Source organism: Serratia sp. TSA_105.2, assembly GCF_052692115.1.
Genome location: NZ_JBQZFT010000015.1, coordinates 44,706 through 67,158, shown reverse-complemented (window position 1 = coordinate 67,158; position 22,453 = coordinate 44,706). Strand labels below are relative to the sequence as shown.

Below are 22,453 nucleotides of genomic sequence, written 5' to 3'. Positions count from 1 at the left end.
AACAAGCCCCATGCGAAAGCATGGGGCTTTTTGTTTTGTCTGTTATCTGGCGTTCTGCTCGAGCATGGGCATGCGAAAGGCCCGTTCCCGATGGGCCTTAACGCCGCTCGCGGCGGCCCCGGAGGGGGGACTCAGGATGAGACGAATTGCGTAGGACAAATCCGCCGGGAGCGGATTTGAACGTTGCGAAGCAACGGCCTGAAGGGGGGCGGGCAGGACGCTCGCCATAAACTGCCAGGCATCAAACCAAGCCGAAAGCCCTGAACTGACGTTCAGGGCTTTTTGCTATGCGTAAAACGCCAAAAAGCGCAGCTACGCTGCTTTTCCCTGCTTCTCTCCGATAAACAGCCAGAGAAAAGGCCCCGAAGGGCCTTTGATTAGGGTGTGTTTGCTTTTTTTCACTTATTATTCGGTCAATGCGAGCTGCCCTGAGAGATGCCCAGCCCGGTCTGCGAACGGACAAACTGAGCCCGGAAGCGTTCCCGCTCCTGCTGCCCGGCCAGCGAGCCGTCGGTGATCGAGAATAGCCAGGTACCAACAAAGGCCACGATCATCGAGAACAGCGCCGGGTATTCATACGGGTAAATCGGTTTTTCATGGCCGAGGATCTGCACCCAGATCGTCGGGCCGAGGATCATCAGAATCACCGCCGTTAACAGACCCAGCCAGCCGCCAATCATCGCGCCGCGAGTGGTCAAACGCGACCAATACATCGACAGGATGATGATAGGGAAGTTACAGCTGGCGGCGATAGAGAACGCCAACCCGACCATAAAGGCGATGTTCTGCTTCTCGAACAAAATCCCCAGGGCAATGGCGACAATGCCGAGCACCACAACGGTGATCTTGGATACTCTCAGTTCGTCGCGCTCGGTTGCCTTGCCGTTTTTCATCACGCTGGCGTACAGGTCATGGGAAACGGCCGAGGCGCCGGCCAGCGTCAGGCCTGCAACGACCGCCAGAATGGTGGCAAAGGCCACCGCCGAGATAAAGCCGAGGAAGAAGTTGCCGCCAACGGCATTGGCCAGGTGCACCGCCGCCATGTTGGTGCCGCCCAGCAGCGCACCGGTGGCGTCTTTGAACGCCGGATTGGCGCTGACCAACAAGATGGCGCCGAAGCCGATGATAAAGGTCAGGATATAGAAATAACCGATAAAACCGGTGGCGTAGAACACGCTCTTGCGCGCTTCTTTGGCGTCACTCACGGTGAAGAAACGCATCAGGATATGCGGCAAACCGGCGGTGCCGAACATCAGCGCCAGGCCGAGTGACAGCGCGGAAATCGGATCGGACACCAGGCCGCCGGGGCTCATGATGGCGATGCCTTTCGGATGCACTTTCACCGCTTCGGTGAACAGGGTATTGAAGTCGAAGTTGACCGACTTCATCACCATCAGCGCCATAAAGCTGGCGCCGGCCAGCAGCAGCACCGCCTTGATGATTTGCACCCAGGTGGTGGCCAACATGCCACCAAACAGCACATACAGTACCATCAGAATGCCGACCAGGATCACCGCCACGTGGTAGTTGAGCCCGAACAGCAGCTGGATCAGCTTGCCGGCGCCGACCATCTGCGCGATCAGATACAGCGCCACCACCACCAAAGAGCCGCAGGCGGACAGGGTGCGGATCGGTTTCTGCTGCAGACGGTAAGAGGCGACGTCGGCAAAGGTATAACGGCCGAGGTTGCGCAAGCGCTCCGCGATCAGGAACAGAATGATCGGCCAGCCGATGAGGAAGCCGATGGAGTAGATCAGTCCGTCATAACCCGAGGTGTAAACCAGTGCGGAGATACCGAGGAACGAAGCGGCGGACATGAAGTCGCCGGCGATCGCCAGGCCATTTTGCAGGCCGGTGATGCGCCCACCCGCGGTGTAGTAGTCCTGGCGGGAACGGGTGCGTTTGGACGCCCAGTAGGTGATGTACAGGGTGGCGCCGACAAACAGGATAAACATCACGATCGCCTGGATATTCAGCGGCTGGCGATGCACCTCGCCGCCAATGGCGTCGGCATGGGCCAGACCGGGCAGCAACAGCAGTGCAGCGGCGGACAATAAGCGCTTCATTGTTTCACCTCACGCAAAATTTCTGCGGTGAGACGATCGAACTCGCCGTTGGCGCGAAACACGTAGATCCCGGTCAAGACGAAAGAGATCACGATCAGCCCGACGCCGACCGGGATCCCGCGGGTGATGGTGGATCCGGCGGCGATCGGCGTGCCGAGCCATTGCGGATCGAAGGCGATCAACAGAATAAAGCCGACGTACAGCGCCAGCGTAATCAGCGAAAGCAGCCAGGCGAACCGGCCGCGTTTTCTCACCAGTTCTTTAAAGCGCGGGTTTTCTTCAATCCCTTGATAAATGGTGTCATTCATCAGAGTGTCTCCAGTCGGTATTGAGAGAGTACGCCGCGCCAGGGCCGCTCAACGGCACGTTATCCGAATGAGCGGCCTGAAGCGGCGTAAATTATGACGGCACTTTCATTGATTGTTTTTCTTCCAACAGCTTGTCGACTACGGCCGGATCCGCCAGCGTGGAGGTGTCCCCCAGGTTGCTGGTGTCGCCGGCGGCAATTTTGCGCAGGATACGCCGCATGATCTTGCCGGAGCGCGTTTTGGGCAGCGAATCTGTCCAGTGCAGCACGTCCGGCGTGGCGATCGGCCCTATCTCTTTACGCACCCAGTTGCGCACTTCGGTATAGAGCTCCGGCGTCGGTTCTTCGCCGTGGTTTAGCGTGATGTAGGCATAGATCGCCTGGCCTTTGATGTTATGAGGAATGCCGACCACCGCCGCTTCGGCGATTTTCGGGTGTGATACCAGCGCAGACTCGATCTCGGCGGTGCCCAGACGGTGGCCGGAGACGTTCAGCACGTCGTCGACGCGGCCGGTGATCCAGTAGTAACCGTCCTCGTCGCGGCGAGCGCCGTCACCGCTGAAGTACATGCCTTTGAAGGTCGAGAAGTAGGTTTGCTCGAAGCGGTCATGATCGCCGAACAGGGTACGTGCCTGGCCCGGCCAGGAATCGACGATCACCAGGTTGCCTTCGCAGGCGCCTTCCTGCGGTGTGCCGACGTTATCGACCAGCGCCGGCTGCACGCCGAAGAACGGCCGCGTGGCGGAACCGGCCTTCAGCTCGGTGGCGCCCGGCAGCGGGGTAATCATGAAGCCGCCGGTTTCGGTTTGCCACCAGGTATCGACGATCGGGCACTTTGCGTTGCCTATCTTGTTGTAATACCACTCCCAGGCTTCCGGGTTGATCGGTTCACCGACCGAGCCCATGATGCGCAGCGAATCGCGTCGGGTGCCCTCGATCGCTTTGTCGCCTTCGGCCATCAAGGCGCGAATGGCGGTCGGCGCGGTATACAGAATGTTGACCTGGTGCTTGTCGATCACCTGCGACAGGCGATTGACGCCCGGATAGTTAGGCACGCCTTCGAACATCAGCGTCGTGGCGCCGCAGGCCAGCGGGCCGTACAGCAGATAGCTGTGGCCGGTGACCCAGCCCACGTCGGCGGTGCACCAGTAAATGTCGCCGTCGTGGTAGTCGAACACATATTTAAAGGTCATCGCAGCGTAGACCAGGTAGCCGCCGGTGGTGTGCAGCACGCCTTTCGGTTTGCCGGTCGAGCCGGAGGTGTACAGGATAAACAGCGGATCTTCGGCGTTCACTTCTTCCGGCGGGCAGTCGGCGGAAACGCCCTGGGTCAGCTCATGCCACCACAGATCGCGCCCTTCCTGCCAGTAACCCGGTTTCCCGGTGCGTTGGAACACCACCACGTTAGCCACGCTGACCACGCCGGGATTTTTCAGCGCATCGTCGACGTTCTTTTTCAGCGGCACGGCGCGGCCAGCGCGCAGGCCTTCATCGGCGGTGATGACCAGTTTGGCGTTGGAGTCGATAATGCGCCCGGCGACCGCTTCCGGCGAGAAACCGCCGAAGATCACCGAATGTACGGCACCGATGCGCGCGCAGGCCAGCATCGCGACCGCCGCTTCCGGCACCATCGGCATATAGATAGCCACCACGTCGCCTTTTTTCACGCCGAGCTTTTTCAGCACGTTGGCGAACTGGCAGACGTCATGGTGCAGCTGTTTGTAAGTCACCTTCTTGGATTGGGTCGGGTCATCGCCCTCCCAGATAATGGCGGTCTGCTCGCCGCGCTCAGCCAGATGGCGGTCCAGACAGTTGGCCGCCAGGTTCAACGTGCCATCTTCGAACCAGCGAATGCTGACATGGCCTGGATCGAACGAGGTATTTTTGACTTTGGTATAGGGTTTAATCCAATCCAGGATTTTGCCATGCTCACCCCAGAAGGCCTCTGGGTCTTGAACCGACTGTTGATAATACTCTTGGTATTGTGCCGGATTAATCAGGGCGCGTTCTGCAATTGCAGAAGGAATAGCGTGTTTATGCAGTTGGCTCATAGCTTTTCTCCTTGAAGTTGTTAATGATATGTCAACTGAAGGTTAAGTATAGTTTGCTACGATTCTTTGTTTCTTTTTTGCGCGGCAGATCACGCAACAAAGATATTGATTTGTAATCGTTCTGTCGCATTTGCAGGACGTATCTATCTCTTTGGCGTTTAAATCATCATAAACCCGTGTTTTTAGCCAAAAATACTTATCTAAAGAACAAAAAAGAATAAACAAAGACGAGGCTATTTGCCTCGTGATTAATAGCGTGGGAAACATCTGCATTATTTCTCGCTATAAATCTTTTTGGATTATTTTTCGCTATTAATATTCGAAGTTGGTATTAACGCGATATAACGGTGGACGGCACATCATGAAATAACGTTTTATTAACCTTTAATTCTTGATGAAATTTCGGGTGATACCCTGGGGTATTCACGCTGCGATATCGTTCGTTTTTTAATCGCAATATAAAGCGGCGCTGCATTTATGGAGGGAAGCGTCACTCGGCAAATTCTCATTTGTTTGACTTTTAAGTAACAAAATATAAACATTTGATGCGGACTAAATATGCAAAATGGACGAAAAATAACGCATTTTAATCGCGTTCAAAAAAACGTCGTCGGCGCGGTTATGTACTTCATTGTATGAAAAATTATGTTTTTAATAACAATCAATTATGTCATTCGAAATAGTAACGCGAAATTTTTGTGATTCGATTCAGCGCTCAACCCTGACAAATCAAGGCTTGCAGAGCATGCCACCCGGATGATACAGATTTATACTGCGTTGCACCCAGGGCCGGTGAACGCTTCCACTGAATTAACATAAGCCTGTAATAAATGATTAAGTATTCTTTTCGCCGTGTTGCGACTTTGTACGGTGAAAAGAGTCTTTGAGGACTTTTTGGGTATGAAAAGTGTAAAAATTAGCCTGGCTTGGCAAATCCTGATCGCGTTGGTACTGGGTATTATTGTTGGCGCGGTGTTGCACAACCAGACCGAATCTCGTGAGTGGCTGGTGAGTAATATTCTCAGCCCGGCGGGTGATATCTTTATTCGTCTGATCAAGATGATTGTGGTACCGATCGTTATTTCCACGCTGATCGTCGGTATTGCCGGCGTGGGCGATGCGAAAAAGCTGGGCCGCATCGGATTGAAAACCATTATTTACTTCGAAGTGATCACCACCGTTGCCATCGTGGTGGGGTTGACGTTGGCCAACGTATTCCAGCCCGGCCACGGCATCGATATGTCGACGCTGACCACGGTGGACATTTCGCAGTATGAGAAAACCACCGAACAGGTACAAAGCGGTTCGCACAGTCTGGTGGCGACCATTCTGTCGCTGATCCCGTCGAACGTCTTCTCGTCGATGGCCAAGGGCGACATGCTGCCGATTATCTTCTTCTCGGTGCTGTTCGGTCTGGGGCTGTCGTCGTTGCCGAAAGAGACCAAAGAGCCGTTGCTGAAGGTGTTCAAGGCGGTGTCCGAGAGCATGTTCAAAGTCACCCATATGATCATGCGCTATGCGCCGATCGGGGTGTTTGGCCTGATTGCGGTCACGGTAGCCAACTTCGGTTTCGCCTCGCTGCTGCCGCTGGCCAAGCTGGTCGTGCTGGTGTACTTCGCCATCGCGTTCTTCGCCCTGGTGGTGCTGGGGGCGGTCGCCCGGCTGTGCAACCTGCGCATCTGGACGCTGATCCGCATCCTGAAAGACGAACTGATCCTGGCTTATTCCACCGCCAGCTCGGAAACGGTGCTGCCGCGCATCATCGAAAAGATGGAGGCTTACGGCGCGCCCAAGTCGATCACCAGCTTCGTGGTGCCGACCGGCTACTCCTTTAACCTGGATGGCTCGACGCTGTACCAGAGCATCGCCGCTATCTTTATTGCCCAGCTGTACGGCATCGAGCTGTCGTTGGGGCAGGAGATCGTGCTGGTGCTGACGCTGATGGTCACCTCGAAAGGGATTGCCGGCGTGCCTGGCGTCTCGTTCGTGGTGCTGCTGGCTACGCTGGGCAGCGTCGGCATTCCGCTGGAAGGCCTGGCGTTCATCGCCGGCGTGGACCGTATCCTGGATATGGCGCGCACCGCGCTGAACGTCGTGGGTAACGCGCTGGCGGTGTTGGTGATCGCCAAGTGGGAACACCAGTTCGATCGCAAGAAGGCGCTGGCCTACGAAACGGAGTTTCTGGCGCAGAAGGTGAAACCGGCCAATCAGGCCTAATCACCGAGTCTCGCCGACGTTAAAAACGCCCCAGGCAGCTGTGCCGGGGCGTTTTGCTTTTATGAGCCTTCTACCCGTCACTTTCTTTCCTCCGTCCCTACTGCGTGACTTGCATCCCCGCTTAACAGAATCTAAAGTGTTACCAAATTAATAGAAATGATAATAGATGTTATTATCATTTTCATTTGATGATGTATGGAGACACGCAAAAGCCGTTGAACGGCGGGTTACGCCCGTTCGGCGTCTTTATTCGGGCTTATCAAAGGTAGGTAACATGTCGGACACCGCTTTGGCCTCTGAATGGTTGCCGCTGGCGCCAGCGCAGCTTGATTTCTGGGAAGAACACACCTTGCACCCCGGGCAGACCCTGTCCACCGTCGCACACTGCACCGAACTGTGCGGTGCGGTAGAGGAAGAGACGCTCTGCCGGGCGATCGCCACCACCCTCGCCGAGACGCAGGCGTTTGCCCTGCGCTTTGGTGAGCGGCGTGGCGATGCTCCTCCGCCGTTACGGCACGATCCACAGTGCATACCGCCATTACAACGCATCGATCTGCAAACGCACGGCGATCCCTGGCAGGCGGCGCAAAACCTGATGCGCGAAGATATCGCGCAGCGCCGGGCGCTGCATAGCGAGCCGCTAGCCGCCGCCTGGCTGCTCAAGCTGGGGCCGGAGCGCTACCTCTGGTATGTGCGTGCGCACCATATTCTGGTTGATGGTTTCGGTATGGCGCTAATTGAACACCGCTGCGCCGCGTTATATGCGCACTATTTGGGTGAAGGCAGCGCGGGTATGCCCCTGGGCGCCTTTGACGCCTTTCAAAAGGCCGAGCTGGCCTACGCTGATTCTGAGCGATGCGAGCGCGATCGGCGCTTTTGGCAGACCTATCTGCCGCTGTCGCAGGCGCTGCCGACGGTGCGCAAGGGCGGTGAGGCCTATGGCGTGCGGCGTCTTAGCACCCACCACCGGCTGCCGGCGGCGGTATCGCAACGACTGGCGCAGCTGGCGGAGCGCAGCGGCATCAATTGGCCCGACTTGCTGGTGGCGCTGTCGGCGGCCTGGCTGTTTCAGGTGATGCCGCGCGACACCCGGCAAGGCGATACGCTGCCGATGTGGATGCCGGCGATGAATCGCCGCGGGCAAGCCGCCACCAACGTGCCTTCGTTGGCGGTCAACACTCTGCCGCTGCTGGTGTCGCCGCCCCCCTCGGCGACGCTGGGAGATTTTCTGACGATGATGGCGCAGCTGCTGCGGGAGCTGCGCAGCCATGCCGGCTACCGCCTGCGCCAACTGGCCGCCGATCGCGGCGTGGAGCCAGGTTCGCGCTTCTTTATTTCCCCCTTCATCAATGTGCAACCCTTCGATGCGCCCCGCTTTAGCGGCTGTAGCGGCACCCGCAGCGTATTGGCCGGCGGCTCGGGCGACGGTTTTAACCTGACTTATCGCGGCCGCACCGATGCCCGCGATCTGCAGGTGGATATCGATATCTATCTGGAGCAGTTCCCGACCGAGGATGCGCTGGACTATGGCGAGGCACTGCAAGAGTTTCTGATGCGCGCGCTGCAGCGGGAAGCCTGGGAGCAACCGCTGGCGGCCCTGACGGCGTTGCCCGCCTGATAAAATACGGGCGGGGGATGACCCCGCCCGAGTGGTGTGGTTTCAGCTGGCCAGCAACGCCGCCACTTCGCGCGCGTTCTTGCACGGCAGGAGCGAACTGCTTACCAGACGGGTGCCGAAAGCGTCATTGAGGCGTTCCGCTACCTGTTTGATATGCGGCAGCTTCAGCCCCATGGCGATAAATGCCGTCTCTTCTCCCCATTCCGGGCGCGGCACCACGCCGATCGCCTGCCAGTAAATGGTCAGGATCTCTGCGCTGCGCGCCAAAGGCGCGTTCGGCGGTGGGGCCGCACAGGCGTTCAGCGCCGGCGCGGTTTGCTGGTGGCTCAGGTCGGCACGGATGCGATGGCGGTCGGTTTTGCCGTTGGCGGACAGCGGCAGCGCCTCGGCATGGATAAAGCGTGTCGGAATATGGGTACAGGGCAGATAGCCGGTGGCGAAGGCGCGGATCTCGGACAGCGGCAGCGGTTTGCCGTCGCGGGTCAGATACAGGGCACCGAGTGCCGCCTCGTTGTTCTCTCCGCTGGGGTAATCCACCACCACCATGTCCTGGATCGCCGGATGGCGGCGCAGCACGTCTTCGATTTCCGGCAACGAGACGCGCACGCCGCGGATCTTCACATAGCCGTTCACCCGGGTGGCGAACATAATGTTGCCGTCCGCCCGGTAGTAGCCCTGATCGCCGGTGCGAAAAGCGCGCAGCGGTTGCCCATCCGGCCCTTCGAGGGTAACGAAATCGTGCTGCTTCAGCTCCCCCTGCTCCAGGTAGCCCAATGCCAGGTTGACCCCGGCGGTATGGATGCGGCCGACCACGCCGGCCGGGCAGTGGCTGCCGTCGTCATGGCAGATGAAGTAGCGGTTGGCCGGCAGCGGGCGGCCGTAAGGCACGGTGCCGTTCTCCTGCGGGGCGATCGGGTGCCAGATGCTCCAGATGGTGGTTTCGGTTGGCCCGCCGAGCGAGAACAGCGCGAGATCCGGGCGCAGGGTACGCAGGGTTTGTACCGTCGCCGGCTTGATGTAGTCGCCGCCTTGCGCCACCAGGCGCAACGAACGCAGGCTGTCGGCCGTTTTGCAGGTGAGCAGCATCTCCAGAATCGCGGGTACCGAACACCACAGGGTGACCCGATGCTTTTCTACCAGCTGGTTCCAGCTGATGGCGTCCTTTTCCTGATGCGGCGCCGGTAGCACCAGCGTGGCGCCGGCGCACAGCGAACCGAACAGATCGAACATCGACATGTCATGGTGCGGCGGCGTGACGGAAATGAAGACGTCGTCGGCGGTGACCGCCCAGCGCTGCTGGGTCTGGTGGACGACGTTGGCGGTGGCGCGGTTGTTGAGCACTACGCATTTGGGCTTACCGGTGGTACCGGAGGTATACAGGTAGTAGCTCGCGGCCTGGCTGGCGCTGCGTTCAACCAGCGTCTGCTCATCCTGCAGCGCAGGCGCGCGATCCGTCGGTGCCAGCAGGGTCGCCGGCGTCACGCCAATGGGCGTCTCCAGATCGCCGCCGTGCACCACCAGCGTCGGTCGGCAGTTCTCCAGCAGATAGGCGGTGCGTTCCGGCGGCGAGTTGATATCGACAGGCACCCAGATCACGCCCTGCAGGGCGCAGGCGAGGCTGAGGATGATCTGTTCCGGGCTACGCGGCAGATACAGCGCGACCACGTTGCCCGGCTGCACGCCGCGGCTCTGCAGATTGGCGATCGCCGTGGCGATCCGCTGGCCCAGCTCGCGGTAGGTCAGCGTCTGTTCGCCGCAGATCAGCGCGTTGCCGCCGTCTTGCGCGCCGAACAGCCGCTCGGCCAGCTGTGCCAGATAAGGATAAGGTGTGTAATTCGCTTCGCTGTCGTTGTGGCGGTAATGCGCCAGATCGATGAAGTCCCGCGGTGCGATCGCCAGGTCGGCCCGTTGGCAGCTATGCAGGATGCGTCGCTGCAACGCCGCCAGCATGGCTTCTACCTGCTCGCCATGCAGCGCCTGCTCGGCGTAGTCCACGCACAGCTGCAGGTTTTTTTCGCTGTCCAGCGTTAGGCGAATGTCGATGGCGACCTGCGGCGTTTGGGTCAGGCCGTCGTGGAAGCGCACCGGCGCTTCGGCCGGCAGCGTTTCCCAGCCCAGACAGTTGGTCAGGATCACCGGCAGCGCCGGGCCGCCCTGGCTTTGGCCGAGCAACTGCCGCGCCAGATCGACGCCGGAAAACGTCAGGTGGTCGAGCGCGCCGAGCACGTCGTCCTGCAGGGCTTGCGCGCGCTGGATAAAATCTTCGCCGTGGCGCGAATAGCGCACCGCCACGAAGCTGGAGGCGTTGCCCAAGGCGCCGTCGGCGGCGGGGAATGCCACCGGCACGCCGACGCACAGCTCGCCGTCGGTGGTCCAGTGGGCCAGCGTATCGAGGATCAGCGCCGACAGCAGGCTGTTACGCAGCAGCGCATGCGGCGATCCCAGACGGCCGAGTTGTTTTATCGTATCGTGCGGCAGCGTCAGGCTGGCGCGGCGATAGCGTGACGAGGTGAGATTGGCGAGCGGGGCGCGCCACGGTAATGCCGACGGGGTGGTGACATCCTGCAGCTTTTCGCGCCAGTAGGCGGCATCGGCCTGCCGCTGCGCCGCCGGTGCGGCGGGGGGCGGCAGCGCAGCGGCGGTCGGCGCCAGAGGGCGATCGTCAAACAGGCGAGCGATCACGGTGGAGATCCCCTGGCCGTCGAGGATCAACGCATCGAAGCTGGTGAAGATCAGCGTATCGTACGGCGATCCCGTCGGATCCTGCTGTTCGGCCCGTTGGATCACGGCGATGCGCCACAGCGGTTGGCTCGGATCGTGGCGCTGGTGGGAGTATCGCTCGCGCAGCTGTTCGACCTGCCGCTGCGACGCTTCGCCATCAAGGGCACGCAGATCGTGACGATCCAGATGCAGCGTCACCTCCGGGCGTACGTGCTGCGTGCCGCGCTGCACATCGATGCAGGTGCGCAACGCCGGGTAGTGCTGTACCAGCTCGGTCAGGCGCGCTTCAAGGCGCGGTACATCCAGCTGCCGGGCGCGGTATTCGCGAAAGTCGTGCATCGCCACGCCGCCGAGCGGCCATCGATCGCTGCGGCCCAGAAGATAGGCCTGCTGCAGTGCGGTTAATGCTGTCTCCATGGTACTTCCCTATAGTCGCTAACCGATTAAAACGAGCCGGGCGCCGCGCGCCCGGAAACCGATCTCAGTGCTGCGGCGCCAGCGCGGCGAGCAGCGTTTTCGCATGCCTTCCTGCCTCAGGCGAGCGTTGGCAGATCAGCGCCGCCAGCGCCGCAGGGGAGGAGTGCGCCGCCAGATCCTGCGCCGTCAGCGCCGCCGCCAGATACTTGTTGAGCACCGTCAGCAGCGCGTTCACCCCGGCATCCGGCAAGGCCAAGCGGCGGATATCGTCGTGGTCGTGCAAGCTAGCCTCGGGGGCCACCCGCGTCAGTAGCCGATGCAGCACCTGGCGCACCGGCGCCTGCTGCGCGAGCGCGTCGGGCGTGCATTGCGCCAGCAACTGCGACAGCGGGCGATCGAACGCCGCCGTTTGCCGCGCGGCCAGGTGCAGCAGCGCCCGGTAACAGGCCAGCAGGCGTGGCAGCACCTGCTCGGGGAACGCGTCGAGCCGCACGTCCCAGTTGATCAGAATGCCGTCGTCGACGTGGGCGACCTGCGCATCCAGCGCCACCTGCGGCCCCTGAGAGATGACCCAGCCGAGACGGCCGAAGGTGTCGGTGACCCGTTCGGAAAACAGCGTCTTGCCGCGGATGCCGAAACCGGCGGTAAACACCACCGGCGAAGGCTGCAGGCTGCCGTGCAGGCGCGAGAGATCGCGCATCACGCTCACGCCGGGGTAATCCGCATGCTCGATCAGCTCCGCCAGCTGGGTCATCAGGCGCCGGCAGAAGGCGCTCAGGTTTTCCGTCGGGTTCAGCTCCACGCCGAGCAGCACCAGGTTAGAGAAATCGCCGATGAGGCGATGCGCGTCCTCCCGTTCGCTCTCGCGGTGGAACAGTGGCACGTTGAGCCGAAAGCGCGTCATGTTCCACCCCTGGCCGACGGCCAGGGCGAACAGTGCGAGAAACAGCGTCGAGAGCGAAGTGTGGTGCCGTTTGGCGACGTTCTCCAGCGCGCGGCTTTCCTCTGCGTCCAGCTGTATGGCCAGGCGATCGCTGCGGCAGCGGTCCGGCGTGCGCAGTAGGCGCGGCGCCGGTGGCACTTGCGCCAGGCGTTCACGCCACCAACGCTGGCCGCGTTCACGCCGCTGGCGCAGCGCCTCGTCGGCGTCGCGTTGTGAGAGATGATCGAAGTAGGCTGGTAGCGCGTCATGGGAGGGGGCCGGTGGGCACTGGTGATAAAACGCCGTCAGATCTTCCATCAACAGGCGAAAACTCATGGCATCGCCGGCGATCATATCGAGATCGACATGCAGGCGGCTGCGCCCTTCCGGCAACAGGCTCAGGCTGATATCGCAGGGCACGCCCTGTTCCAGCGGCAGCAACTGGGTGCTTTTCGCCTGGCGTTTGGCGGCGAGCGCGGCCGCCAGCGTCGCTGTATCGGCGTGCCGCCAGTCGTCGAGATGCAAAGTATGCCGGGGGCCGGGAGGCACGATGGTCTGGCGGCCATCATCGGTAATGCGCAGGCGTAACAGCGGATGATGCAGGTACAACGCATCGACGGCCTGGCGCAACCGGGCGATGTCCAGTTCGCCGCCGTCGAATTCCGCGTACAGGTGGGCGGCCATGCCGCCGAGAGGAGGAGCGGACTGTCGGCCTACCCAATAGGCGGCCTGCATCGTGGTTAAAGCTTTCATCGGGTATCCATTTTGATTCAGCCAACGAGACTGCAAGAATATATCCAAATGTTAATAGGAATGAAAATTATTATTATTTGATCCATTTGGCGCGGAGGTGCTATCTATAAGGGGTTTTAGCGGTGGATGGCGCAGATGGTGTTGAGTGTGAATAATTTATTTATATTATTCTTAGCATTGCAACGATTGCTTGTTATTGCAGCGCGTGTTTTACCTGCAAAAGTATAAGGCCTTCTGGCTGTTTGCGTGCTCGGCCCCTCATCTTTGTTGATAATGATTTGCATTAGAAAATGCAAAATATTATCATTCTTAACACTATTTTACGTTTTTATACAAGCTGCCGGCCGCTTCGCCGGCGGCTTGGCCGTGGACGGGGCCGCGCCCGTTTGGCCGCGCAAGACATGGGTTTGCCGCAGGGATAAGCAACAGCAAGGCCGGGAAGGCCGCAGCGTCATGGTCTGTGTGAGTGTCGATGTAGGTTGTGTAAAAAAAAAATCAAATTTTGTGCACCTCTGGGATGAAAGGAGAAGACATCTATGGGCAAGCATTTTGCGGCTCAACGGCATGAAAGCGTAGGAAACGGGGAAAAGGCGGGGATGAAAGCGCTTGGGGCGTTTTCCTCCGTATTTTTAGGGGTTTGTTCACTGGCGATCGGTAACGTCAACGCGGCGGAAACCAAAAGCAACGAAACCTACCAGGACGCGGAAACGCTGCTGGTTACCGGTGAGAAGGTGAAACGTTCCATTTTCGACACCGGCTCCAGCGTCGAAGTGTTCGACAGCAACCGCATCTCCTCTATGCCTAATGCGACACAGGTTCCCGATTTGTTGCGCATGACCCCCAACGTGGTGGATGTCGGCATCGGCAACGATCTGCCAACCGTGCGTGGCGTTGACGGCTCCGGCCCGACCACCGGTGCCGGCGCTTTCCTCAGCGGCACCAGGCCGCGCCTCAATCTGTCGTTGGACGGCCGTTCGCTGACCTATAACGAACAAGCCTACGGACCGCAATCGCTGTGGGATTTGGATCGCGTCGAAGTGTTCCGCGGCCCGCAAAGTTATATTCAGGGGCGCAACGCTATCGCCGGCGCCATCGTCATGGCCAGTAAAGACCCGACCTTCGAATGGGAAAGCGCCTTTAAGGGCGGGGCCGGCAATCAGCACTCCTCTCAACTGGCCGCCATGGCGTCCGGCCCGCTGGTGGAAGACCAGTTGGCGTTCCGCGTCAGCGTCGATCGTCAGCGTCGCCGCAGCGATGCTGACCTGCCGGCCTATGAACCGGTAGGCGATCCGCGTGAAGTGGAGGCCACCACCGCTCGCGCCAAGCTGCTGTTCAACCCGGCCGGTTTGCGCGATCTGACCACCAAGCTGACCTTTAACCACTTTGGCAGCACCGCACCGCAGAACGAAAGCCTCAACCCGCAGCCGCATCCTGCGAGTGCGCGTCACGACATCCGTCGGCCGGTGTTCAAAAGCAATGTGAACAGCGGGATCTGGGATCTGGCCTGGGAGGCCTCCGATGGCCTGGCGTTGGAAAACCGCGTTATCTATACCGATTTCAACATTAACCGCGCCACGGCTTATCAGCTGCCGTACGCCGACATCGGCGGTAAAGAGGTGCACGTAGAACCGGTGGTGCGCTTCGGCGGCGCGGACAGCCGCCTGCACGGCCTGGCGGGGCTGCGTTATTTCCACGCCAAGCAGGATGAGTTCGTTAATATCTTCGGCGGCGCGACTTTTAAAGATAAAACCGACACTAACTCGGCCTTCGCTGAGCTGACCTATGCGCTGACGCCGCAGGTGGACGTGACCGCCGCCAGCCGTCTGGAACGCGAACATCGCCAACGCAACGGCGGCAGCCAGGCGGTGCGCATCGACTTCGACGAAACCTACACGGTGTTCCTGCCGAAGCTGGACGTGGCCTGGAAACCGACGGACACCCAAACCTACGGTGCCAAGATCGCTCGCGGTTATAACGCCGGCGGTGCAGGCATTACTCTCAGCAGCCCGATCGTCAGTTACACCTACGGTTCCGAGTATGTCTGGAACTATGAGTTGTACACCCGCCATCACCTGAAAGACGCCAACGTGGTGCTGACCAGCAACGTGTTCTACAACGATTACAAAGACATGCAGCTGCCTTATTACCTGGGTGAAAATTCCAGCGTGATCCGCAACGCCGACAAGGTGGAAACCTACGGCGCGGAAATCGGCGCCACCTGGCAGCCGCGTTGGGACTTCGAGCTGTTCGGTAACGTTGGCCTGCTGAAAACCAAGATCAAAAAGTTCTCGGGCAGCGGCGTGGAAGGGCATGAGCTGGCGCGCGCACCGGCTTACACCGCCAACATGGGCGCCAAATATCAGTTCCTGAAAGGGTGGGAAGTGAGCACTAACGTGGCATTCTCGGACTCCTATTACTCGGCGTATGACAACGATTCGCGCGGGCGTATAGGTTCTTACTGGTCGGCTAACGCCCAGCTGGCCTACACCTTCGCCTATGGGCGCGCCACGCTGTTTGCGCAAAACCTGTTCGACTCCGAGCGCCGCATCATGGTTGGCGGCAACGATATCTACACCGCGACGCAGCAGCGCCCGCGCATGGTCGGCGCGGCGGTTGAGCTGAATTTCTAACGCTATCGCGATGACGGGGGACGAATGTCCCCCGTTTTATGCGCTATCCCGGCACGGCCGGGCAAAGGAGATAACGCAGTGATCGGTGATTTTGACAGCATTCTGAGCGATGAAGAGGCCCAGCGGCTGGAGAGCGCGTTTCAGGCGCTGGGTGCGGCGTCGGCGAACGGCGATCGGCCGGTGAGCGAAGCCGAAGAGCGGGCATGGTTTGCCCATCTGCAGCAGGGTGACGCACGCGGGCAGCGGGCGCTGGCCTGGCGCCTGACGGGGGACGTGGATGTCGCCCAACTGACGGCGGCGCTGCAGGCGTTGGTGCGGGAAACGCCGGGCGTGGATGTGCGTTACGTTTTTGATGACGAAAACGGTCTGGTGAAACGCCCAGCCGGCTCGGCGTCGTTGCCGGTGAGTTTTCGTCAGGTGGCGGATGAGCAACACGCCATTTGTCGCCTGCTGCAAGCGCAGGCGGCGCCATTTGAACTGGAAAGCGAAGCGCCGCTGCGCTGCCTGCTGTTGCTCACGCCGGGCGATGCCGTGATTTTGGGCGTGGTCTTGCATGACATCCTGGCGGAAACGCTGCCGTGGCGCCACCTGCCGGCGATGCTGTCCGCCCGCTATAACGGAGATGCGATGCCTCTGCCTTTCGCGGCGGAGCCGGTCGAGCTGGCGGAAATCCCGGAGCCACAGCTGCCCTGGGCGCGCCAGGCGGTCTCGCTGCAGGATTATCGCAGCCCGGCGCAGCGTGCTGAAGCGTTGCCGCCGGTGGGCGCGCGCGTGGTCACGCGCATTGCGCGCTCGCTGTTGCCCGCCAACGACACGCCGCGGGCCTTGCTGGCGGCGGTGGCGGCACGGTTTGCCGAATTCGTCGCCGCGCAGGCCGGCGGCCAAGCTGTGCAGCTGTGCGTGCCGGCGGCGGATACGGCGGAGTGCGTCGGCCTGGAGCTGGGCCTGACGGCGGCGCCGCTGATACGCCTGACCGTGCAGCATGGCGAGGGCGGCATCGGGCAGCGGCTGCTGGCGCAGACCGTGACTGAACAGCCGGATCCGCAGCGGGCGCAGCTGCTGGTGGCCTGGCGCGACGATCTGGCCGCAGAGTGGCGGCTGGAAGGCGTTCACGCCGAACGCCTGTTGCTGCCGCCGCTGCATACGCCGTTCGAACTGGCGCTGCTGTTGGGCTTGCCCGAGGCGGAAGCGCTGACGCTGGAGCTGGTCACCGACCCGCGCCTGTCTCCGCACGCGGCGCCTTTCCTGCTGGAGCAGTTCAGCGCCTTCCTGGCCGGGCAGCGAATTGTCGTCGCACTGCCAGCGGCTGAGGCCGCTTCCCCGGCGATGGCCGCGCCGGCGGCGAACGGTGACGCGGACGAAAGCGTTGCACCGCTGATTTTGCAGGAGTTCCGTGAGGCGCTGGTGGCGCCGGAAATGACCCTGGATGAAGACTTCTTCGATCGCGGCGGCCATTCGCTGGTCGCTACCCGAGTGATCGGCCGTTTGCTGAGCCTGCATCAGATCGAAATCAACATTAACGATCTGTTCAGCCATCCGACGGCGCGCGGGTTGGCGGGCTACGCCAAACGCTTGAACGTCGCGCAGCCGAATGCCGCGGTGGCCACCGCTGACGATCATGATCGGGCGCAGGCGCCGCTGTCGCTGGCGCAGGAATCGCTGTGGAAGGTGTATGAAGCCTTTGGCCATGACGAGATCTTCAACCTGCCGTTCTCTCTGCGCTTCTTCGATGCGGTGGACGAAACGGCGCTGCGTCAGGCGTTTATCGACGTCATGACTCGCCATACCGTGCTGCGTTCACGCTTCGTCGAGCAGCAGGGAGAGGTGGTACAGGTGGTGGTGCCGGCCGCCGAACTCTCGGATTACTCGTGGTTCCGCTTCTCCCACGAAACGCCGGCGGGCAACGCCGCCGCCCTGTTGGCCGATGCCGGCCAGCACCGGTTCGATCTGGCCGCCGAGCTGCCGCTGCGCGCCACGCTGCTGCGCGATGCGGACAACGGCCAGCAGTTGCTGTCGCTGTTGTTCCACCATGTGGTGCTGGATGAATGGTCGCTCAACCTGATGATGGATGAGCTGGGCGTCGCCTATCGCCATCGCGTCGTCGGCCAAGCGCCGCAGTGGAGTGGGCAACCGCCGCAGTTCCACACCTTCGCCCGGCAGCAGCGGGCCTCCGGGGTGCAGCAGCAACATCTGGACTACTGGCTCGATGCGCTGCGCGGCGCGCCGGTCGGCCAGCCGATCTTCCGACAAGAAGCATCCACCCACCCGGCGGTGCCGGCACCGGCGGACGTCAACGGCGGCTGGCTGGAGTTCGAGGTCGATCCTGTCGTGGCGGAAGGCCTGTATCAGCTTGCCCGCCGCAACAAAGCTTCGCTGTTCAACGTGGTGTATGCCGGGATTACCTCGGCGCTGCGCCTGCTGGGCGGCCCGGCGGATCTGCTGGTGGGCACTTCGACCTCCGGCCGTAACGACGCCGAGTTCTTCGATACCGTCGGTTATTTCACCACCGTGGTGGTGCACCGCGTGCGCTTCGACGAGGGGCTGACGGTGGCCGGGTTGGTCAGCCAGGTGAAAAACACCATCAACGGCTCGCTGCCGTATACCGACATTCCGATCGATCTGGTGGAGGAAGGGCTGTTCGGCGTGGATGCCGACCGCAAGAACCACATGTTCGAAGTGTTCATCCAAATCCACAGCCGCATCAAGCTGAACGGCGAGTTCCGGCTGCAGGACGGCAGCGCGATCGCCTACCGTCAGGTGGAGCCGGAGAAAGCCGAATCGTTGCTCGGCCTGCAGTTTGAGGTGATGGAAGACGATCTGGCCGGGAAGAAATCCCTACGGGTGATGATGACCTACCGCCAAGACCACTACAGCCGGGAGCAGGCCAATCTGATCGCCGACGGCGTTCAGCACGTCTTTACCCAGTTTGCGCAGCACATCGCTGGCGATATCGCTCTGGCGGCGCTGCCGCCCGGGCCGCAGGCATGACGTTGTTTCACTCTAACCGAAAGCATGATTTTCAAGGAGATAAAAGGATGTCTGGAACCCTAGCAACCCCGCGCGCGTTACTGTCGCTGCTGGTGGCGGCCTCTCTGGTGGTCGCCGGCACCGCGCAGGCCGACGATGCCGGCATCAAACCGCAGGACATCAAGCGCGAGGCGCTGTCGTCGACGGTGGTGGAAATGGCCTACAGCACCTCGCAACAGGCGCTGTTCGTCAGCGCGCCGGACTGGAAGGAAGAGGCGCGCTCCCGCGTGCTGCGGCTGGATCCCAACACCCTGGCGATCAAGGCGGAGATCCCGCTGCAGGTGAAAGGCTTCGGCGTGGCGCTGAACGACGCGGGTAATCGCCTGTACCTGACGCAGGCCTTCAACGGCGAAGTCGGGGTGGTGGACACCACCACCAACCACGCGCTGGGCAGCATCAAGCTGCTGGACAAAGCGGTGCTGGAGCAGGCTTACAAGCAGGCGGGCATCAGCGGCAAGCGTCTGGATTTCCTGTTGGCGGAGCTGAAGAAGTTTAAAATCACCGAGGACTACCTGTACCGCCTCCGCGAGATTAAATATGACGCGCAAAGCGGCCGCCTGTTCCTGCCGGGTCTGGGCTTCGGCGTTGACAGCGTGCTGTACGTGGTCGATACCAAGGCCGGCAAGCTGGAGAAAGTGATCCCGGGCTTTGGCTACAACGCGGTGGGCATCACGCTGGATGAGAAGGGCCGCCGGGTGTTCGTCTCCAACATGCAGGGGCAGGTGATCACCCTGAACGCCGACACGCTGGCGATCACCGCCACGCATGAAGTGCAGGCCGATCAACTGCTGAACCTGGTGTATGACCCGGCGAGCAATCGCCTGTTGGGCGTCGATCAGGGCATCGATCGCGACGACTACCGCAACCATCATCTGGGGCACGACTACGTGAAGCGCAGCAGCGGCCACCGGGTGTTTGCGCTGGATGCGGACAGCGGCAAGGTGCTGGCCAGCGAGCTGACGGATGAGGTGCCGATCGGCCTGCTGCTCGACGAGCGCAGCCAGCGGCTGTACGTCGCAAACCGCAAAGGCGTGCGCGTGGATCACGGCGCCGGGACGCTGACGGTGTTCGACGCCAAAACGCTCAAGCGCCTGCAAACCGTAGACCTGCCGCCGCACCCTAACAGCTTGGCGTTGGATCCGAAAGGCGACGCGCTGTTCGTGACGGTGAAAAACGACGGCGCTTCCACCAAGGCCGGCAAGCCGGAAAGCGTGGTGCGCATTCAGCTGCATACCAAGTAACGGAATGGAAAGATAAAAAAAGGGGCGCCGTGGCGCCCCTTTGTTATTGGATCATGTCATCAGAAGTGGGTGTTGATGCTCATGTAGTAGGTACGGCCCGGTTCGTTGTAGGTGGCCGCGCCCGCGCCGGCGATGTTGATCGCGCCGGTGTTCGGATCGCCCACGTTCTGCGCATTGCCGGCGCGGAACTGGCGTTTGTCGAACAGGTTGTCGATGCCGGCGGTGAGGCTGACGTTTTTGGTCAGGTCATAGGTCGCGCTGGCGCCGACGACGGCATAAGGGCTGACCTCGCGGGTTTCGCCGCCGGTGGCCGGTTTACCCTGGTAGTTGTACTTTTTCGGCTTCTGACGGCCGTACCAGGTCAGGGTGGACTGCATCGACAGCTCCTGCGTGGCCTGCCAGCTGAGGGTCGAGTTGACGGTGAACTTCGGGATCACCGACAGGTAATCGCCGGTGGTCTTGTTCTTGTTCTCGATCATGTAGGTGGCGTTGTTGCTCCAGGTGACGGTCTCGCTGACCGGCACGTTCAACGAGCCTTCCAGCCCTTGTACCACCGCTTTCGGTACGTTCTCCCACTGATAGACCGCCGTGCCGGTGCTGCTGGTGGCGATGCGAGAGTTACCCGCCTCAATCTTGTTGTGGTAATCGTTGCGGAAGTAGGTCACGCCGGCCAGCCAGCCTTCGTTATGGAATTCCAGCCCGATCTCTTTGTTGACGCTGGTTTCCGCTTTCAGATCGTCGTTGCCCAGCAGGTAGCAGCCGTTTTTGGTATCGCTGCCGGCACATCCCTGGCCTTTACTGTACAGCAGGTAGTTGCCGTTGGTCTGGAACAGCGTCGGGGCTTTATAGGAACGCGCGATGCCCATCTTCAGCGTGAAGTAGTCGCCCAGTTCCTGCGACAGGTTCAGCGCCGGGCTCCAGTTGTTGCCGGATTCGGAATGCAGATCGTAACGCAGGCCCGGCGTCAGCATGGTGGTGTCGGTCAGCTCGATATTGTCTTCGGCGAACAGCGAGAAGATATGCGCGGAAGCATAAGGGCTGCGCGTACCGGTAGTCATGCCGGGAATGGTGCCGCCCATCAGCGTTTGGCTGGTGGACGTGCCGTCTTTCATCCGCTGCTGGGTCCACTCGGTACCCAGCGTGGCGGTCTGGGCAACGCCCAGTTCAAACGGCACGCTGACTTCGCTGTGCGCCAGGAAGTCGTCCAGTTTGGTGGTGCCGAACCCGGTGTTTTTGGTGTCGAAGATGCCTTCGGTGCCGCCGGCCAGCCCTTCGTTCAGGCGGGTGTTGCGGGTGCGCTCAAACTGCACGTAGTTGTTGGTGCTCACGCCGTTGTCCCAGGCGCCGCGGTGGGTCAGGCCGAAGGTTTCACGGTAGATGCGGTTGGTCTCTTCGCCGTAGTTGCTCTGCACCAGGGCGTTGGTGTTGGTGTTCTGGGTATCGCCGGCGTACAGGTTGCCCTGGCGGCCGTAAGCGTACTCGAACTCCAGCGACTGCAGATGGGCGAAGTCCCAGTGCAGCAAGGCGTCGATATTTTTATCGACCACCCCTTCGCGCCCGGCCGGGACGCTGTTGGCGTAGGCGCCGACGCGTTCGGACTTATGCGATTCGTTAATGTCCCAGGCGTCGGCCTGCGTTTTGCTGTAGCCGCCGAACAGACGGAAGCTCAGGGAATCGCTCAACGGGCCTGACAGGCTGAAGTCTGTGCGCTTGGTGGCGCCCTCCTGCTTGTGCTGCGGCACGTTGAAGTAGCCGTTCAGCGAGCCGTGCAGCGCATCGCCGGCCTTCTTGGTGATGATGTTGACCACGCCGCCCGCGGCGCCGTTGCCGTAGCGCGCTGCGGCCGGGCCGCGCAGCACTTCGATGCGTTCGATCATTTCCGGCGGCACCCAGGCGGTATCGCCGCGCGAGTCGCGCTCGCCGCGCCAGCCCTGGCGCACCGAGTTGCGGCTGGAGGCCGGTTTGCCGTCGATCAGAATCAGGGTGTTTTCCGGGCCCATGCCGCGGATATCGATCTGGCGATTGTTGCCGCGCTGGCCGCTGGTGGAGTTGCCGGTCAGGTTAACCCCGGGCATGGTGCGGATCAGTTCGCTGATGTCGCGCGCCGGCGGGCGTTTTTTGATCTCTTCGGCGGTGATGGTGGACACCCCCGGCGCCTGCAGGTTCTGCCGGGCGGCGGTCACGACGATGGTGTCTTCGCCGCGCGGCTTTTTATCCGTGGTGCCGCTGTTTTCTTCCGTGGTGGGGGTGTCGGTCTGCTGCGCGGCGTTGGCGAACGCGGACGCGCCCAATCCCAAGCCGATAAGAGTGGCTAAAGAATAACGTGATAGCTTGCTTTTCATTTGAGTGTCCTACCTTGCTGCCATCCCTCGCCGAACGGGGGGAAGGGCGGTTGTAGTTTTTGTGTAGTCGGAAATAGAAAATCGGCTGCGGCAAGGGATGCCATTGATGTATCCCCGATCCCTGTCCGTTGCGCGCAATAC

General features: G+C 61.0%; 11 protein-coding genes. 5 read left to right on the top strand and 6 right to left on the bottom strand.

The window, feature by feature from the left end; genetic code table 11:
* Positions 1-413 precede the first annotated feature (413 nt).
* The 3 genes from actP to acs all read right to left on the bottom strand — a co-directional run bounded on the left by actP (position 414) and on the right by acs (position 4,424).
* The gene (actP, locus tag ACUTSC_RS23895) at positions 414-2,066 is read right to left on the bottom strand and encodes a cation/acetate symporter ActP (RefSeq protein ID WP_445653578.1); all 1,653 of its coding nucleotides are present in this window, start codon (positions 2,064-2,066) and stop codon (positions 414-416) included.
* Positions 2,063-2,374, bottom strand: a complete 312-nt coding sequence (locus tag ACUTSC_RS23890; protein ID WP_004930047.1) for a DUF485 domain-containing protein — start codon at positions 2,372-2,374, stop codon at positions 2,063-2,065. The genes actP and ACUTSC_RS23890 overlap by 4 nt, the downstream gene beginning before the upstream one ends.
* 91 nt (positions 2,375-2,465) lie before the next feature.
* Positions 2,466-4,424, bottom strand: coding sequence for an acetate--CoA ligase (gene acs, locus ACUTSC_RS23885; RefSeq protein ID WP_443003614.1), 1,959 nt, complete (start codon positions 4,422-4,424; stop codon positions 2,466-2,468).
* Positions 4,425-5,324: 900 nt separating this feature from the next.
* On the opposite strand from acs, the gene gltP reads away from it, so the two are divergent.
* Positions 5,325-6,641 (top strand): glutamate/aspartate:proton symporter GltP, encoded by a 1,317-nt coding sequence (gene gltP, locus ACUTSC_RS23880; RefSeq protein ID WP_015376334.1) that lies wholly within the window; start codon positions 5,325-5,327, stop codon positions 6,639-6,641.
* A 274-nt stretch (positions 6,642-6,915) separates the two neighbouring features.
* Positions 6,916-8,259, top strand: coding sequence for a condensation domain-containing protein (locus ACUTSC_RS23875; protein WP_445653577.1), 1,344 nt, complete (start codon positions 6,916-6,918; stop codon positions 8,257-8,259).
* Positions 8,260-8,301: 42 nt separating this feature from the next.
* On the opposite strand, the gene ACUTSC_RS23870 is transcribed toward ACUTSC_RS23875, so the two are convergent.
* The gene (locus ACUTSC_RS23870; RefSeq protein WP_445653576.1) at positions 8,302-11,397 is read right to left on the bottom strand and encodes an amino acid adenylation domain-containing protein; all 3,096 of its coding nucleotides are present in this window, start codon (positions 11,395-11,397) and stop codon (positions 8,302-8,304) included.
* Between the two features lie 64 nt (positions 11,398-11,461).
* On the bottom strand, positions 11,462-13,072 hold the full coding sequence (locus ACUTSC_RS23865; RefSeq protein WP_103774174.1) for a condensation domain-containing protein: 1,611 nt from the start codon (positions 13,070-13,072) through the stop codon (positions 11,462-11,464).
* A gap of 536 nt (positions 13,073-13,608) precedes the next feature.
* Between ACUTSC_RS23865 and ACUTSC_RS23860 the strand changes: the two genes are divergently transcribed.
* The 3 genes from ACUTSC_RS23860 to ACUTSC_RS23850 all read left to right on the top strand — a co-directional run bounded on the left by ACUTSC_RS23860 (position 13,609) and on the right by ACUTSC_RS23850 (position 19,970).
* Complete coding sequence (locus tag ACUTSC_RS23860; RefSeq protein WP_103774173.1) at positions 13,609-15,702, top strand: TonB-dependent receptor; 2,094 nt, start codon at positions 13,609-13,611, stop codon at positions 15,700-15,702.
* A 78-nt stretch (positions 15,703-15,780) separates the two neighbouring features.
* Positions 15,781-18,690, top strand: a complete 2,910-nt coding sequence (locus ACUTSC_RS23855) for a condensation domain-containing protein (RefSeq protein ID WP_197767146.1) — start codon at positions 15,781-15,783, stop codon at positions 18,688-18,690.
* A gap of 47 nt (positions 18,691-18,737) precedes the next feature.
* Positions 18,738-19,970 (top strand): hypothetical protein, encoded by a 1,233-nt coding sequence (locus tag ACUTSC_RS23850; RefSeq protein WP_197767145.1) that lies wholly within the window; start codon positions 18,738-18,740, stop codon positions 19,968-19,970.
* Between the two features lie 59 nt (positions 19,971-20,029).
* Here ACUTSC_RS23850 and ACUTSC_RS23845 read toward each other — a convergent pair whose 3' ends face one another.
* A complete protein-coding gene (locus ACUTSC_RS23845) occupies positions 20,030-22,312 on the bottom strand; it encodes a TonB-dependent siderophore receptor (protein ID WP_103774170.1) in 2,283 nt (760 codons plus the stop codon).
* Positions 22,313-22,453: the final 141 nt, after the last annotated feature.

Excerpts from the sequence above, each read along its gene's own strand:
- gltP (WP_015376334.1), top strand. The coding sequence starts at position 5,325 with ATGAAAAGTGTAAAAATTAGCCTGGCTTGGCAAATCCTGATCGCGTTG.
- ACUTSC_RS23890 (WP_004930047.1), bottom strand. The coding sequence starts at position 2,374 with ATGAATGACACCATTTATCAAGGGATTGAAGAAAACCCGCGCTTTAAA.
- ACUTSC_RS23875 (WP_445653577.1), top strand. The coding sequence starts at position 6,916 with ATGTCGGACACCGCTTTGGCCTCTGAATGGTTGCCGCTGGCGCCAGCG.
- actP (WP_445653578.1), bottom strand. The coding sequence starts at position 2,066 with ATGAAGCGCTTATTGTCCGCCGCTGCACTGCTGTTGCTGCCCGGTCTG.
- ACUTSC_RS23870 (WP_445653576.1), bottom strand. The coding sequence starts at position 11,397 with ATGGAGACAGCATTAACCGCACTGCAGCAGGCCTATCTTCTGGGCCGC.
- acs (WP_443003614.1), bottom strand. The coding sequence starts at position 4,424 with ATGAGCCAACTGCATAAACACGCTATTCCTTCTGCAATTGCAGAACGC.
- ACUTSC_RS23860 (WP_103774173.1), top strand. The coding sequence starts at position 13,609 with ATGGGCAAGCATTTTGCGGCTCAACGGCATGAAAGCGTAGGAAACGGG.
- ACUTSC_RS23850 (WP_197767145.1), top strand. The coding sequence starts at position 18,738 with ATGTCTGGAACCCTAGCAACCCCGCGCGCGTTACTGTCGCTGCTGGTG.
- ACUTSC_RS23845 (WP_103774170.1), bottom strand. The coding sequence starts at position 22,312 with ATGAAAAGCAAGCTATCACGTTATTCTTTAGCCACTCTTATCGGCTTG.
- ACUTSC_RS23865 (WP_103774174.1), bottom strand. The coding sequence starts at position 13,072 with ATGAAAGCTTTAACCACGATGCAGGCCGCCTATTGGGTAGGCCGACAG.